13 protein-coding genes are annotated in these 13,374 nt (G+C 50.4%); 1 reads left to right on the top strand and 12 read right to left on the bottom strand.

The window, feature by feature from the left end; genetic code table 11:
• Nucleotides 1-225: 225 nt before the first annotated feature.
• The 4 genes from ADU23_RS22025 to rplS form a co-directional block, all read right to left on the bottom strand.
• Complete coding sequence (locus ADU23_RS22025) at nucleotides 226-840, bottom strand: ribonuclease HII (protein ID WP_053375701.1); 615 nt, start codon at nucleotides 838-840, stop codon at nucleotides 226-228.
• Nucleotides 841-861: 21 nt separating this feature from the next.
• Nucleotides 862-1,728 carry a ribosome biogenesis GTPase YlqF gene (gene ylqF, locus ADU23_RS22020; RefSeq protein ID WP_053375700.1) on the bottom strand — a complete coding sequence of 289 codons (867 nt, stop codon included), beginning with the start codon at nucleotides 1,726-1,728 and terminating at the stop codon, nucleotides 862-864.
• A 13-nt stretch (nucleotides 1,729-1,741) separates the two neighbouring features.
• Complete coding sequence (lepB, locus tag ADU23_RS22015) at nucleotides 1,742-2,347, bottom strand: signal peptidase I (RefSeq protein WP_141680231.1); 606 nt, start codon at nucleotides 2,345-2,347, stop codon at nucleotides 1,742-1,744.
• A gap of 202 nt (nucleotides 2,348-2,549) precedes the next feature.
• Nucleotides 2,550-2,891: a 50S ribosomal protein L19 gene (gene rplS / locus ADU23_RS22010; protein ID WP_053375699.1), complete on the bottom strand. Its 342-nt coding sequence runs from the start codon at nucleotides 2,889-2,891 to the stop codon at nucleotides 2,550-2,552.
• A 248-nt stretch (nucleotides 2,892-3,139) separates the two neighbouring features.
• Between rplS and ADU23_RS22005 the strand changes: the two genes are divergently transcribed.
• Nucleotides 3,140-4,507, top strand: coding sequence for a CAP-associated domain-containing protein (locus ADU23_RS22005; protein WP_053375698.1), 1,368 nt, complete (start codon nucleotides 3,140-3,142; stop codon nucleotides 4,505-4,507).
• A gap of 187 nt (nucleotides 4,508-4,694) precedes the next feature.
• Here the strand turns inward: ADU23_RS22005 and trmD are convergent, their stop codons facing one another.
• From trmD to smc, 8 genes are all read right to left on the bottom strand, one after another.
• Entirely contained in the window at nucleotides 4,695-5,447 is a 753-nt protein-coding gene (gene trmD, locus ADU23_RS22000) for a tRNA (guanosine(37)-N1)-methyltransferase TrmD (RefSeq protein WP_053375697.1), read from the bottom strand.
• Nucleotides 5,448-5,451: 4 nt separating this feature from the next.
• Complete coding sequence (rimM, locus tag ADU23_RS21995) at nucleotides 5,452-5,976, bottom strand: ribosome maturation factor RimM (protein ID WP_053375696.1); 525 nt, start codon at nucleotides 5,974-5,976, stop codon at nucleotides 5,452-5,454.
• 160 nt (nucleotides 5,977-6,136) lie between these two features.
• A complete protein-coding gene (locus ADU23_RS21990; RefSeq protein ID WP_053375695.1) occupies nucleotides 6,137-6,367 on the bottom strand; it encodes a KH domain-containing protein in 231 nt (76 codons plus the stop codon).
• Nucleotides 6,368-6,392: 25 nt separating this feature from the next.
• Nucleotides 6,393-6,665 carry a 30S ribosomal protein S16 gene (gene rpsP / locus ADU23_RS21985; RefSeq protein WP_053375694.1) on the bottom strand — a complete coding sequence of 91 codons (273 nt, stop codon included), beginning with the start codon at nucleotides 6,663-6,665 and terminating at the stop codon, nucleotides 6,393-6,395.
• A 33-nt stretch (nucleotides 6,666-6,698) separates the two neighbouring features.
• Nucleotides 6,699-8,075, bottom strand: a complete 1,377-nt coding sequence (gene ffh / locus ADU23_RS21980) for a signal recognition particle protein (RefSeq protein WP_053375693.1) — start codon at nucleotides 8,073-8,075, stop codon at nucleotides 6,699-6,701.
• Nucleotides 8,076-8,101: 26 nt separating this feature from the next.
• Complete coding sequence (ylxM, locus tag ADU23_RS21975) at nucleotides 8,102-8,464, bottom strand: YlxM family DNA-binding protein (protein ID WP_053375692.1); 363 nt, start codon at nucleotides 8,462-8,464, stop codon at nucleotides 8,102-8,104.
• A 166-nt stretch (nucleotides 8,465-8,630) separates the two neighbouring features.
• Nucleotides 8,631-9,638: a signal recognition particle-docking protein FtsY gene (gene ftsY, locus ADU23_RS21970; RefSeq protein ID WP_053375691.1), complete on the bottom strand. Its 1,008-nt coding sequence runs from the start codon at nucleotides 9,636-9,638 to the stop codon at nucleotides 8,631-8,633.
• Nucleotides 9,639-9,679: 41 nt separating this feature from the next.
• Nucleotides 9,680-13,258 (bottom strand): chromosome segregation protein SMC, encoded by a 3,579-nt coding sequence (smc, locus tag ADU23_RS21965; RefSeq protein WP_053375690.1) that lies wholly within the window; start codon nucleotides 13,256-13,258, stop codon nucleotides 9,680-9,682.
• Between the last annotated feature and the right edge of the window lie 116 nt (nucleotides 13,259-13,374).

The following is a 13,374-nucleotide window of genomic DNA, read 5'->3' as shown; positions in this document are numbered from 1 at the left end:
CAGCGCCTATCTGCGAGTTTCTTCTTATGCGCTTATCGCTCTCTATACGTCATACTTTTTCGACTCCGTTAAACCTATAAACCATATATCGGTCGAAGTAAGCCAAGCATGAAGCGATACTGCCCAAAAAGATATTTAAACAAAAAAACGCCTGATCATCACACGAAGCATTCCTCTGCCTCGTACAATCAATCAAGCGTCATGCTGTTTGTTTTGCAATAAAGTCTAGAAGAGCAGAAGCTGCTCCTCTGTAAACAAGTTGCCGAGAAACGATCTGCGATGCAGGGGACTTGGCCCTGTCGCCAGCAATCGCTCGCGATGCAGCTTCGTTGCGTAGCCTTTATGAATAGCAAGCCCATAGTCAGGGCATTCCTGCTCCCACTCGCCAGTACACAGTCTATCGCGGGTAACTTTAGCGACAATGGATGCAGCCGCGATGGACTGGCTGGTTGCGTCCCCTTTGATGATCGACTGCTGCGGCAGTGACACATCCACCTTCTCCGCGTCGATAAGCAAATAATCCGATGGCACCTGCAAAGATTCCACCGCATGCTTCATTGCGAGTCTAGCTGCCTGCTTAATATTGATGCGGTCGATCGTTTCAGCGTCAACGCGAGCAGCCGACCAAGCAACGCATTCCTGCAAAATAATCTCATACAGCTGATCCCGCTTTTTCTCGGACAGCTTCTTAGAGTCATTGACTCCCTCAATCACGAGTCCCGGCGGCAAAATGACAGCTGCGGCCACAACGTCTCCGAACAAGCAGCCGCGGCCTACCTCATCCACGCCGGCAATCGCTTTGTAGCCATCTTGCCATAACGACTGTTCATATTGCAGCACGTTACGTTCCCCCGTTTCACATCAATAAGGTGGAGCTTCCAGCGTGATGCGACCTAGCTTGCCTGAACGCAAATCACGCAAAATGATTCCTGACGTCTTCTCCAGATCGACGCGTCCGCCGCTAAGCAGGCACCCTCTCCGACGTCCGATATCCTCCATCACTCGTACGATCTCATCCGAATCGGATACATCCTTCGGCGGCGTCTCGAGCTCGTAACGCTCCTTCATGTTCGGCCAGTACCGGTCCACGAGCTCACGCATCGCAAAAAAGGCAATATCGTCAACGTTCAATATTTGCTCTCTTATGGCGCCTGTCATCGCTAGCCGGTAGCCGACCAATTCGTCCTCAAACTTCGGCCACAAAATACCAGGCGTATCAAGCAGCTCCATCTCCGTACCGATCTTAATCCACTGCTGTCCCTTTGTGACACCCGGACGGTCGCCGGTTAAAGCAATTGCTCGTCCTGCCAGCTTATTGATCAGCGTAGACTTCCCAACGTTCGGTATGCCAACGATAAGTCCCCGGATTGCACGCGGATTTATCCCTTTGGCAATTTGGCGCGCAATTTTCTCTTGCAGAATCTGCTTCGCCTTTTGCGGCACCTCATTGACACGCGTACCCGTCGAGGAGTCGATCGCTATCGATTCATGACCCTCATTTTTGAAATAAGCCATCCATTGCTCGGTCGTCTTCGGATCTGCCAAATCGGATTTGTTCAACACGATCAGTCTTGGCTTGCCGTTCAAAATTTCTTCTATCATCGGATTGCGGCTCGAAAGCGGTACCCGAGCATCCAATAGTTCGATGGCAAGATCGATTAGTTTGAGCTTGTCTTGTATTTGCCGCTTCGCCCGGGTCATATGACCCGGAAACCATTGAATGGCCATTTACTTACTCACCTCATTTTGTCCAGTGCTTTATAAACTCTAGCTTGTCCAGCGGCCAAAAAATAATATCGGCGCGACCAACGACTTCCTTATCTTTTACAAAGCCGATCACACGGCTATCCGTACTATCGCTGCGGTTATCGCCAAGCGCAAAAATCGTGCCTTCCGGAACCGTCATTTCAGGCACTTCGGCATTCGGGAAATTTGGCCCTCCGCCATTGTACAGCTCGCCTTTCGCATGCGCTTCTTCGATCGCTTCCTTTATATAAGGCTCATCGATTTTTTTATCATTAATATAAAGGTCGTCGCCTTCAACTTTGATCGTATCGCCCGGCACGCCAATTACCCGTTTAATGAATTTTCGCCCTTGCTCCGGAACGTCAAATACAACTACCTCTCCAAACTTCGGTTCGCGGAACGTATATAAAATTTTATTGACGATCAAACGCTCGCCCGTCTCGAAGTTAGGCTTCATGGATGGGCCGTCTACGATAAATGGTGAAAATAAAAATTGGCGAATAAGAAATACGAGAACGACCGCAATGACTAAAGCTTTGATCCATTCTACGATTTCCTTGTAAGCACCGCCCTTCTTGCCTGAGCCGGATGCATGGGCCACGGCACGGTCTGGTAATTTTTGCTGAAAATCGGATTGGTTTGACGTATCGTTCACTTCATTATCATTATCGTTGTTCAGACCATCATTACGCTGCTGTGAGTCCACTCTGTTCGCCTTCTTCCCATATACTGTAATATGTAAATGACCTTTGAGAAAAAACGAAAAGGAGCTTGTTTGCGCAAGCCCCTCTTGTCGTTTGTTCTTAACGAATTTCTTTAATACGAGCAGCTTTTCCGCGAAGACTACGTAGGTAGTACAATTTCGCGCGACGTACTTTACCACGGCGAGCCACTTCGATTTTTTCGATTTTAGGCGAGTTAAGCGGGAAAGTTCTTTCCACACCAACACCGTAGGAAATTTTACGCACTGTAAAAGTTTCGCTGATTCCACCGCCGCGACGTTTGATTACAACGCCTTCGAACAATTGGATACGCTCACGAGTTCCCTCGATAACTTTTACATGAACTTTTAGCGTGTCACCAGGACGAAAGTTCGGTAGACCTTGGCGCAGGTTTTCTTGCGCAATAGTTTGCAAAAGATTCATTTGATTCACTCCTTCCACCATAGACGTTCTTATAAGCTCACCGAATTCCTATGAACCGGTTCATCGCTGATAGCGGACCGTCCGACTTTACGAACAACATTAGAAATTTTACCACAGCCAGCCCAATAATACAATATGCTTTTTTTATTCATTATTATTGTATACTAAATAATGACATACGCCGACAAAACGAGGTGGAACATTTGATTCCAGATAAAAAACAATATTTTTCCATAAATAAAGGAGGAATGATTGCCGCACTCTTGTTATTGACCCTTACAGCTCCTAGCTATGCGGCCGCTGAGTCCTTGAACTTCAAGGATACGAAGGATCACTGGGCTGGCACTTACATAACATGGGCGATCGAGCAAAAGTTGACGCAAGGGTATGGCGACGGCTCCTTTAAGCCTAACAATCTTGTTAATGAAGCAGAATTTCTAGCCATGATGCTCCGTGCTTACGGCTTAGCAACCGAATCACCCGCAAGCGGCAGCGCATGGTTCCAGCCATACTACGATTATGCCGAACACCTAGGTTGGCCGGTAAGCAGCGCGCAGCAAAATAGCGAATTTCGGCGCGGACAAGCTGCTCTGCTTCTTGCCTCGGCTGCCAGCGGCGAAGCTTTTACGGAGCAAAGCGCTGTTCAATGGCTGTTGAATGAGAAAATATCAAATGGCCGAACATCTGCAACGGTTAGCGGCTTCGCCACTGACGGCAAGCTTACCCGCGCGGAGGCGCTCACTTTTTTCTACAATCTCAAGAAGCATTCCAGCTCGTTGTCAAAAGCGCAAATTCCGAAAGCAACAAATGCGCTAGGCGGAGTCGCATTAAACGATACTATTCAGAAGCTCCAGAAAGCGCTTGGCAAGCCGGCACGCATCGATCCAAGCGAATATGGCTTCTCCTGGCATATTTACAACAGCGACTATAACCACTACATGATGTTTGGCCTCCAAAACGACCGCGTTACGGCGCTTTTCTCCAACGACAGCGACAGCTGGAAAAGCAATTCCGGAATCCATATCGGCCAAACGATCACTGCGGCCAAAAAGCTTATTAGCCGCCCTACTAATGCCGAGGCGAACGAGAACTATTATGCCTATACAATAGGAAACGAGCGTACCATCCTTTTTATTGACCGGCAGGACGGAAGCAAAATAACCGGCATCATTCGGATGAATCAGGCTGTCTCCAAACCAATCAAAACATCCTATACAACCAAACTCGAAGCAGCTTTTGAATTGCAGCTTTTTGATCTGGCGAATGCAGAAAGAGCTGTTCGCGGCATTCCAATCCTCGAATGGGACAAGCTCGCTGCCGCTTCAGCCCATGGACACAGCGGCGATATGAGTAAACGAAGCTTCTTTAATCACACGAACCCGGATGGCTCTTCCCCCTTTGATCGCATGAAAGCGAAGGGCGTCAAATACCACTCTGCAGCTGAGAATATCGCCGCTGGTTACCAAAGCAGCATCTTTACTCACTATGGATGGCTCAATTCCAAAGACGGTCACCGCGAGACGCTGCTGAACAGCAAGCTTAAGCGGCTTGGTACAGGCGTCGCAGTCGGGGGAACCTATAATGTATATTATACCCAAAACTTTTATACGCCATAATAAGTCAGTTTCTTCTATTATAATAAAGAGGGTTTTCAAAATTTGAACAGATCGGTTAAAAACCATAAAAAATAGCGGTGCAGGAGGCAATTCCTGTACCGCTATTTTTCTTTTTCGTCGATGTCTGCTTGCTCCGAGAAAATGTAGTGGTTTTTACTCAACCACTTTGTTTGTTAACATCGATATTCTATTTGTCTGCTTTATTAGGCTCCTGCTTCAGCTGTGCAGCGATCCACTTCCGTTCCTTGTCGGTAAGCGCCGCACTCTTCAGCAGGTCAGGACGGCGCTGCAGCGTCCGCAGCAGCGATTGCTGGCGCCGCCACACCTCAATATTCGCATGATGGCCAGAAATAAGGACATCCGGCACCGGCCAGCCGCGGAATTCAGCCGGACGGGTATAATGCGGATGCTCCAGCAAGCCCGTGCTGTACGAGTCCGTTACCGCAGATGTCTCATTGCCGAGCACGCCGGGGAGCAGCCTTACCACGCTATCAATAAGCACCATCGCCGGAATTTCACCGCCAGTCAGCACGTAGTCGCCAATGGATAGCTCGTCCGTTACGAGATGCTCGCGAATACGCTCGTCATAGCCCTCATAGTGGCCGCAAATCAGCACGAGATGCTGCTCCTTTGCAAGCTCCTCCGCCTTCTGCTGCGTAAACTGAGCGCCCTGCGGACATAGCAGGATGACGCGCGGCTTAATGTTGTCATCGAGCTTAAGATCCTCAACAGCTGCAAATACCGGCTCAGGCTTAAGCACCATGCCGCCTCCGCCGCCATACGGATAATCGTCGACCGTATTATGTTTATTGCCCGAATAAGCTCTAAAGTTGATCGCTTGTGGCGTAACGATCCCTTTCTCCTTCGCTTTTCCTAAAATGCTGGCGTTAAATACACCGTCGAACATTTCAGGAAACAACGTTAGCACATCAATTTTCATCGGTTTAAATCAATCCTTCCATCAACCGGACCGTTACGACTTTCTCTTTCGTATTCACGCTGATCAAAACATCATCGATGACAGGCAATAGCAGCTGCTTGCCGGAGCCCTTCGGACGATCAACGACCCATACGTCATTTGCGCCAGGGCTTAGTATTTCCGAAATGGTGCCAAGCTCCTCGCCTTCTTCCGTCACGACGCGGCAGCCAATAATTTCATGATAATAATATTCGCCGTCGTCCAAATCAACCAGATTGGCTTCGGACACCTTAAGCACCCAGCCCTTATATTTCTCTACCTGATTAATATCAGTGAAGCCCTCAAGCTTCAGTATGTATACGGTTTTGTTCTCCCGTGCGCTAATGACCTTCACTTCAAGCGATGCTCCGCTTTCCTCGTTCAGCATGAGCAGCTTGCTCCCGGGTGCGAAGCGAACATCCGCAAAATCCGTTTGCGACAATATTTTCAGCTCTCCGCGAATACCGTGCGTATTAACTACCTTCCCGACCGTAAACCATTTTTCGCTCATTACAACCAGCCCTTCATATGTGTATCCCTCTATTATACATGCAAAAACGGCATCGTTCCACGTTGGAGACGAAGCCGTTTGGATATGCGCAGTGTTTAAAATAGCTGCATATTAAAAAAAGGCTAGGACATACATCCTAACCTTCCCTCCATTACGTGCATCATGACATGATGTCGACGATGACGCGCTTTTGCGATTTGACGGAAGCAGAAGTCACTACCGTACGCATCGCTTTCGCAATGCGTCCCTGTTTACCGATGATTTTACCGATATCCTCGGGGTGAACCGAAAGCTCGTATATCGTGCCACGGTCATCATCCTTCACATTGATTTGCACCTGATCAGGATGATCAACCAATGCCTTCGCTATGACAAGAATCAATTCTTTCATCTCAAGGCCCTCCGCTATTCAACAGTTATTTCTGTTGCTTAAGCTCATGGAACTTTTTAAGAACACCTGCTTTGGAAAGCAAGTCACGAACTGTATCAGAAGCTTGCGCTCCTGTTTGCAGCCATTTCAACGCTTTTTCTTCATCGATCTTAACTTGAGCCGGTTGTGCAACCGGGTTATAAGTGCCGATCTCTTCGATAAAACGTCCGTCACGCGGCGAACGGGAATCCGATACTACTACGCGGTAGAAAGGAGCTTTGTGAGCACCAATTCTTTTCAAACGAATACGTACTGCCATGAAAATTCACCTCCTTCAAAGAGTAAACAGCGATTAAAACGGGAACTTCATATTTTTGCCGAGCATGCCCTTCAGGCCTTTCTTGCCGCCCTTCGGACCTTTCGGCCCCATCATCGATGAGAATTGCTTCATCATTTTTTTCATGTCGTCAAACTGCTTAATGAGGCGGTTAACCTCGACGATCGTCGTGCCGCTGCCTGCAGCTACACGTTTGCGACGGCTGTGATTAAGCAGCTCCGGCTTTTGCTTCTCCTCTTTCGTCATGGAGCGGACAATCGCCTCGACTCGGCCGATTTGTTTCTCATCGACCTTCATATCCTTCATGCCCTTCATCTTGTTCATGCCGGGCAGCATATCCATAATTTGATCGAGCGGCCCAAGGTTGCGAACCTGCTCCATCTGCTCCAGGAAATCGTCGAACGTAAATTCTGCTGTACGCATTTTACGTTCCATTTCCTTCGCTTTCTCCGCATCGATGTTTGACTGCGCCTTCTCGATCAAAGAGAGCATATCGCCCATTCCGAGAATCCGGGAAGCCATACGCTCCGGGTGGAACGGCTCCAAGGAGTCGATCTTCTCACCCATCGCCGCGAATTTAATCGGGCAGCCTGTTACGGCTTTAACCGAAAGCGCCGCGCCACCGCGGGTATCGCCATCGAGCTTCGTCAGCACAACACCCGTTAAAGCGAGCTGTTCATGAAAGCTTTGTGCAACGTTAACTGCATCTTGCCCTGTCATCGCATCAACAACGAGCAGCACTTCATCCGGCTTCGTAACCTGATGGATTTGCTTCAGCTCTTCCATCAGCTCTTCGTCGATATGCAAGCGGCCGGCGGTATCGATGATGACATAATCATTGCCGTTCTCTTTGGCATGCTGGAGTCCGGCACGCGCAATTTCTACAGGCGAGGTTTGATCACCCAAGGAGAAAACCGGCGCATTGATTTGATCGCCGAGCACTTGAAGCTGCTTGATTGCCGCGGGACGATAGATATCACACGCGATAAGAAGCGGCTTATTATTGCTCTTCTGTAGGAGCTTAGCCAGCTTGCCCGTCGTCGTTGTCTTACCGGCACCCTGCAAGCCCGCCATCATAATGACGGTTGGAGGCTTGTTCGCCTTCGCAAGCTTGCTTTGAGTGCCGCCCATCAGCTCGGTCAGCTCTTTATTTACGATATCGATGACGACCATGCCGGGTGTAAAGCTCTTTGACACATCGAGGCCGATAGCCCGTTCCTTCACCTTCGCGATAAAGTCCTTCACGACCTTGAAGTTAACGTCCGCCTCGAGAAGCGCCAATCGCACCTCACGCATTGCTTCGCTAACATCTTCCTCGGAAACCTTACCTTTGCCCCTCAGCTTGCTGAACACATTTTGAAGCCGACTTGATAAGCTCTCAAATGCTGCCATGTACCGTCACCTCCACTCATTATGTTTTAATCGGTTATTTGAAATTGTGCAATCATGCTCATGAGCGCCTGCCTGTCCTGCTCGGCAATCGAAAGCTCATTCACGCTGTTCACGAGCTGCACGGTTAATTGTAGAAGTGATTCATGCCGGACAAGCAAGCCGAGCTTGCTCTCATAGCTCTCAAGCACCTGTTCGGCACGCTTGATATGCTCGTATACCGCTTGTCTGCTTATGCCGAATTCGGCTGAGATTTCTCCAAGTGAGAAGTCGTCGTGAAAATAATATTTGAGAAACGTCCGCTGCTTCTCTGTCAAGAGCGGCTCGTAAAAGTCGAACAACAAGTTTATACGGGTCGTTTTGGATAAGGCATCTGGTTCATTTGCTTTCATCCCGTCAGCCCCTCCTGTTATTAAGCTTGTGTCACCGACAAGGTAAATACCTTTACACCTGACAACGTCTTTTATCATACATGACGTCATAGGCAGCTGTCAAGCATTTCCCCTTGTCACCTTTAAAAGCCGCATTTACTATCGCTTCAAATGATTCGAAACCAGCTTATTCAGCCGTTTTTTCGGCATCCTGCGATTCCTCGCGCTGAATTAATCCAGCAAATAGCGCATGAATGAACTGCTCCGAATCAAATTGCTGCAGGTCGCCCATCTTCTCGCCCAGTCCAACAAGCTTCACTGGTAAGCTGAGCTCATTACGAATCGCGATTACGATACCGCCTTTAGCCGTGCCATCCAGCTTCGTTAGAACAAGTCCGGTAACGCCGCTCTTCTCGCCGAACAGCTTCGCTTGGCTGAGCGCGTTTTGACCTGTCGTTGCGTCAAGAACGAGCAACACCTCATGAGGAGCATCGGGCAGCTCGCGCTGAATGACGCGGAAAATTTTGTTCAGCTCTTCCATCAAATTCGTTTTATTTTGCAGCCTGCCTGCCGTGTCGCACAACAGCACATCTACGCCGCGCTGCTTGGCAGCTTGCACCGCATCGAACATTACGGCTGCCGGGTCTGATCCCGACTGCTGCTTGATCACGTCAACGCCAACGCGCTGACCCCATACCTCGAGCTGCTCGATCGCTCCTGCACGAAACGTATCGCCTGCTGCCATCAGTACGCTTTTGCCTTCGCTCTTGAACTTATGCGCAAGCTTTCCGATTGTTGTCGTTTTGCCAACGCCGTTAACACCTACGAACAAAATAACGGTAATGCCGCTTGGCGCCATGCGCAAACCAGATTGATCATCACTCTTCATTAGCTGAATCAGCTTCTCGGACAGAATAGGCTGCAAATCGGCAGCATCCTCGATCTTGCGCTTCTTCACCTCGACGCGAAGCTCATCTATCAGCTGCATGACGGTATTAACGCCAACATCCGCGCCGATTAGAATTTCTTCAAGCTCCTCATAAAACTGCTCGTCGATCTTCTTGCGGCGCGTAATGAGCTCCTCGACCTTCTCAACGAACGCTGTACGCGTCTTCGACAAGCCCTCTTTAAAAATATTCGTTACCGCTTCGGTTTTCGTTGCGATACTTTCCTTCAGCTTCTTAAAAAAACTCATCGGTTCAACTCCCCATCCTCACATTGCCGGTTTGTCTTTATTTATGCGGATACCGGTTCTTCCTCATCCTCTAAGCGTACGGATACCAGCTTCGATACCCCGCCTTCTTCCATTGTAACTCCGTACAGCACATCTGCTTCTTCCATCGTACCTTTGCGATGCGTAACGACGATGAACTGCGTCAGCTCCGAAAACTCGCGCAAATATTGCGCGAACCTGGATACGTTTGCCTCATCGAGCGCGGCTTCAACTTCATCGAGCACGCAGAACGGAACGGGCTTCACCTGCAAAATAGCAAACAACAAGGCAATTGCCGTCAGCGCACGCTCACCGCCTGAGAGCAGCTGCAGGTTTTGCAGCTTCTTGCCCGGCGGCTGCGCAACGATGTCGATGCCGGTATCAAGCACGCGATCCGGCTCAACGAGCACTAGATCTGCCCTGCCTCCTCCGAACAACTTCGCGAATACGACGACAAAATGGCCGCGAATCGCTTCAAAAGTCGTTTTAAACCGCTTCGACATCTCCTCATCCATCTCACGGATAACCTGATACAGCGTTGTCTTCGCGTCTATAAGATCATCCTTCTGCTCCGATAAAAACTCAAACCGTTCGCTTACCCGCTCATATTCCTCAATCGCGCCGAGGTTAACCTCGCCGAGCGACGTAATTTGGCGTTTGATGTCCCGTACCTCGTTCTGTGTCCCAAGAACATCCTCCGGCACTGGATACTGTTCCTTAGCCAGCTCATAGCTCAGCTCGTATTCCTCGCTAAGCTTGCGAAGCAAGTTGTCGAGCTCAACGTCGAGCCGGTTAGCGGCGATTTCGGTTTGGCGCATTTGCTCTTCGACCTGTCTAAGCTGCGCGCGCTGCTCCTTCGTCTCACTCTCGCCCAAATCAAGCTCGGCAATACGCTGTGCACGCGCGGATCGCTTCAGATCCGTCTGTTCTGCGCATTCTTGCTTCTTTATTCGGAGGTGATTGAGCTGCTCGATCTGCTGAACCGTCTCGTTCGCATGTCTTTCTATCTCTTCCTCTTGCTGAACAGATAACGAGCGCAGCCCTTCCAGCTCCTGCTTCGCCCGCTGAATGTCAGCCCGCACGCGCGCCGATTGATCCTCGAACGAAAGCTTCTCCTGATCCGTCTTGGCTGCTGCGATTTTAATATCGGTAAGCTGGCCTTGCAGCTCTTCCTTAGCGGATTCGCTCGCTTTGCGGCGCTCCTCTGCCATGCGGATTGCTTCCTGCAGCCTTGCTTCATCGAGAACAAGCTGCTCCAAACGAAGCTCAGCCGCTGCTGCAGCTGCCTGCACATCCTTTTGCTCGGATAAATGCGTATTGCGGTCTGCCGAATACAGCTGCCGCTGCTCATCCAGATGTTTGGCTTCATTATGAAGCTGCTGAAGCTCAGCCCTAATTTGCTGCTCTTCAATGCGGCTTTTCTCGCCTTCCGCACGAAGCTCCTCGATATTATGAGTTCTTATCGAATGCTCCTTGCGCAAATCGCTAAGCTTGCTGCGCAGCTGCTCAACCATCCGGCGAGCATCGGCAATCTCTTGATCAAGCCCGTCGATCTGGCGTTGACGTCCAAGCAGGCTTGCGCCCTTCTTCTGCAAGCTGCCGCCCGTCATCGAGCCGCCCGCGTTGACGATATCGCCCTCAAGCGTCACGACGCGATAGCGGTATTGGCATTTTGAGGCGATCCGGTTCGCTTGCTCAAGCGTTTCGGCAAGCAGGACGTTGCCGAGCAAATTGTTGACGATTGCGGTGTAACGAGAATCCGAGCTGACCAAATCTGCCGCTACCCCAACAAAGCCCTCTACGGATTCCGCAGTCCGTTTGTCATGTTCGGGCACTTGCCTGCCGCGAATAACGTCAAGCGGAAGGAAGGTTGCCCGTCCAAGCTGGCGCTGCTTCAAGAAAGCAATCGCGGTACGAGCTGTTTTCTCGTCCTCCATGACAATATGCTGCAAGGCACCGCCAAGCGCTGTCTCAACTGCGGTTTCAATCCGTTCCGGAACACGGACAAGCTCTGCTACCGCGCCATGGACACCGCTGATTCCGCCGTTGCCGCGCCTTGAAGCTTTGAGCACTTCTTTAACCCCTTGCATAAAGCCGTCGAGCGCATCCTGCATTTCCTTCATCGTGTCGCGCCTCGATACATGGCTGTCGAGCTTTTGCTCCCACTTGCGAATCGCTAGCGTTACTTCTTCCAAGCTTTGCGAAATCGCTCTCGTTTGCTCGGATTCGGTAAGCGTCTTGCTTCTTGCCTGCTCAAGCCGCGCAAGCGTAGACTCAAGCGCCTCCGCTAGCTCCGAACGCCTCGCATCCAACTTCTCTTGCTGCTCCAGCCACTTGGTCTCGTCCTCGCTAATCCGCTCCATACGCCGCTGCAATGTATCCTGTTGCTGCGCCGCATATCTGATTTCATTGCGATGCTGAGCCATAGCGCTGAGCACTTCGAGCAGCTCGCTCTTAAGCGTCTCCTCTGCATCAGCAACCGCGCCTCCTGCAACGCCAAGCAAACGAGCTTCCTCTTCGGATATTTTCGAGCGAAGATCGGCAAGCTGCAATTGAAGCGCTGCTGCACGGCTGCGGAATTCCGCTTCCTCCTGCGTCATCGTGCCAATTCTGGCATCCTGCGCTGCAATGGATTCCTCCAATTGCCGCTTATTTTGCTCCAAATTGCGTTTGCGTTCTTTCAAAACCTCGCCGTAGCCTTCGCATTTCTCAAAATCCTCGCTAATTTGCAGCATCGCTTCATGAAGCTGATCGAGCGCCTGCTCAAGTTCCCGCAGCTGCTGGCGATCCTTCTCCAAATGCGCATCATGCTTGCTGACAACGGTGGAAAGCTGAAGCTGCTCCTGCGTCAACCGCTCAAGCTTGCCGTTTGCTTCCGTCCATGTGCCGTGGATTTGTTCAATGTTATGTACGTACATCGAGATTTCTTTCGTTTTGAGCTGCTCCTTAAGCGCCTTGAAATGGATAGCTTTCTCGGACTGCTTGCGCAGCGGGCCAACCTGATCCTCAAGCTCCGTGACAAGATCGTGGATGCGCAGCAAATTCGTCTCGGTTTCGTCAAGCTTCCTCTGCGCCTCGCGCTTACGCGACTTGTACTTGACAATGCCGGAGGCTTCCTCAAAAATACCGCGCCGATCCTCGGAGCGCGTACTTAAAATCTCTTCAATTCGGCCTTGTCCAATGATGGAATAAGCCTCTTTACCGATACCGGTATCCATGAACAGCTCGGTAATATCTTTTAGCCTGCATGGCTGCTTGTTAATTAAATATTCGCTGTCGCCGCTTCGGTGCACACGGCGCGTCACGGTCACCTCGTTGTACTCAAGGGGAAGCGCACCGTCGGCATTGTCTAGGGTCAGCGAAACCTCGCTGTAGTTAACAGCTTTACGAGCGTCGCTTCCGGCAAAAATAATATCCTCCATCTTGCCGCCGCGCAGACTCTTCGCGCTTTGTTCGCCCAACACCCAGCGTATGCCGTCCGAAATGTTGCTTTTACCGCTGCCGTTTGGCCCAACCACCGCAGTGATCCCGGTTACAAACTCCATTTCCGTCCGATCTGCGAAAGACTTAAAGCCTGATAATTCAATCCGTTTCAGAAACATGTCTTGGTTTTCACCTCACCCCTCATTGTACCACATCTTATGGGCCTTGATAACCATTATGGCGGCTAAAAACAACCACTGCGCGTCTGCTTTCGCCTTGCTCGCGCCACACTTGT

This window comes from Paenibacillus sp. FJAT-27812, assembly GCF_001273905.1.
In the GTDB taxonomy this organism is placed as follows: Bacteria; Bacillota; Bacilli; order Paenibacillales; family Paenibacillaceae; genus Pristimantibacillus.
This window is presented reverse-complemented; position numbering and strand designations above follow the sequence as displayed.

What these genes read in the sequence shown, in the direction of transcription:
- ADU23_RS21990 (WP_053375695.1), bottom strand. Translation starts at nt 6,367, where the DNA reads ATGAAAGAATTGATTCTTGTCATAGCGAAGGCATTGGTTGATCATCCT.
- rplS (WP_053375699.1), bottom strand. Translation starts at nt 2,891, where the DNA reads ATGAATCTTTTGCAAACTATTGCGCAAGAAAACCTGCGCCAAGGTCTA.
- trmD (WP_053375697.1), bottom strand. Translation starts at nt 5,447, where the DNA reads ATGAAAATTGATGTGCTAACGTTGTTTCCTGAAATGTTCGACGGTGTA.
- ffh (WP_053375693.1), bottom strand. Translation starts at nt 8,075, where the DNA reads ATGGCAGCATTTGAGAGCTTATCAAGTCGGCTTCAAAATGTGTTCAGC.
- smc (WP_053375690.1), bottom strand. Translation starts at nt 13,258, where the DNA reads ATGTTTCTGAAACGGATTGAATTATCAGGCTTTAAGTCTTTCGCAGAT.
- ADU23_RS22005 (WP_053375698.1), top strand. Translation starts at nt 3,140, where the DNA reads ATGATTGCCGCACTCTTGTTATTGACCCTTACAGCTCCTAGCTATGCG.
- ylqF (WP_053375700.1), bottom strand. Translation starts at nt 1,728, where the DNA reads ATGGCCATTCAATGGTTTCCGGGTCATATGACCCGGGCGAAGCGGCAA.
- ylxM (WP_053375692.1), bottom strand. Translation starts at nt 8,464, where the DNA reads ATGAAAGCAAATGAACCAGATGCCTTATCCAAAACGACCCGTATAAAC.
- rimM (WP_053375696.1), bottom strand. Translation starts at nt 5,976, where the DNA reads ATGAGCGAAAAATGGTTTACGGTCGGGAAGGTAGTTAATACGCACGGT.
- rpsP (WP_053375694.1), bottom strand. Translation starts at nt 6,665, where the DNA reads ATGGCAGTACGTATTCGTTTGAAAAGAATTGGTGCTCACAAAGCTCCT.
- ftsY (WP_053375691.1), bottom strand. Translation starts at nt 9,638, where the DNA reads ATGAGTTTTTTTAAGAAGCTGAAGGAAAGTATCGCAACGAAAACCGAA.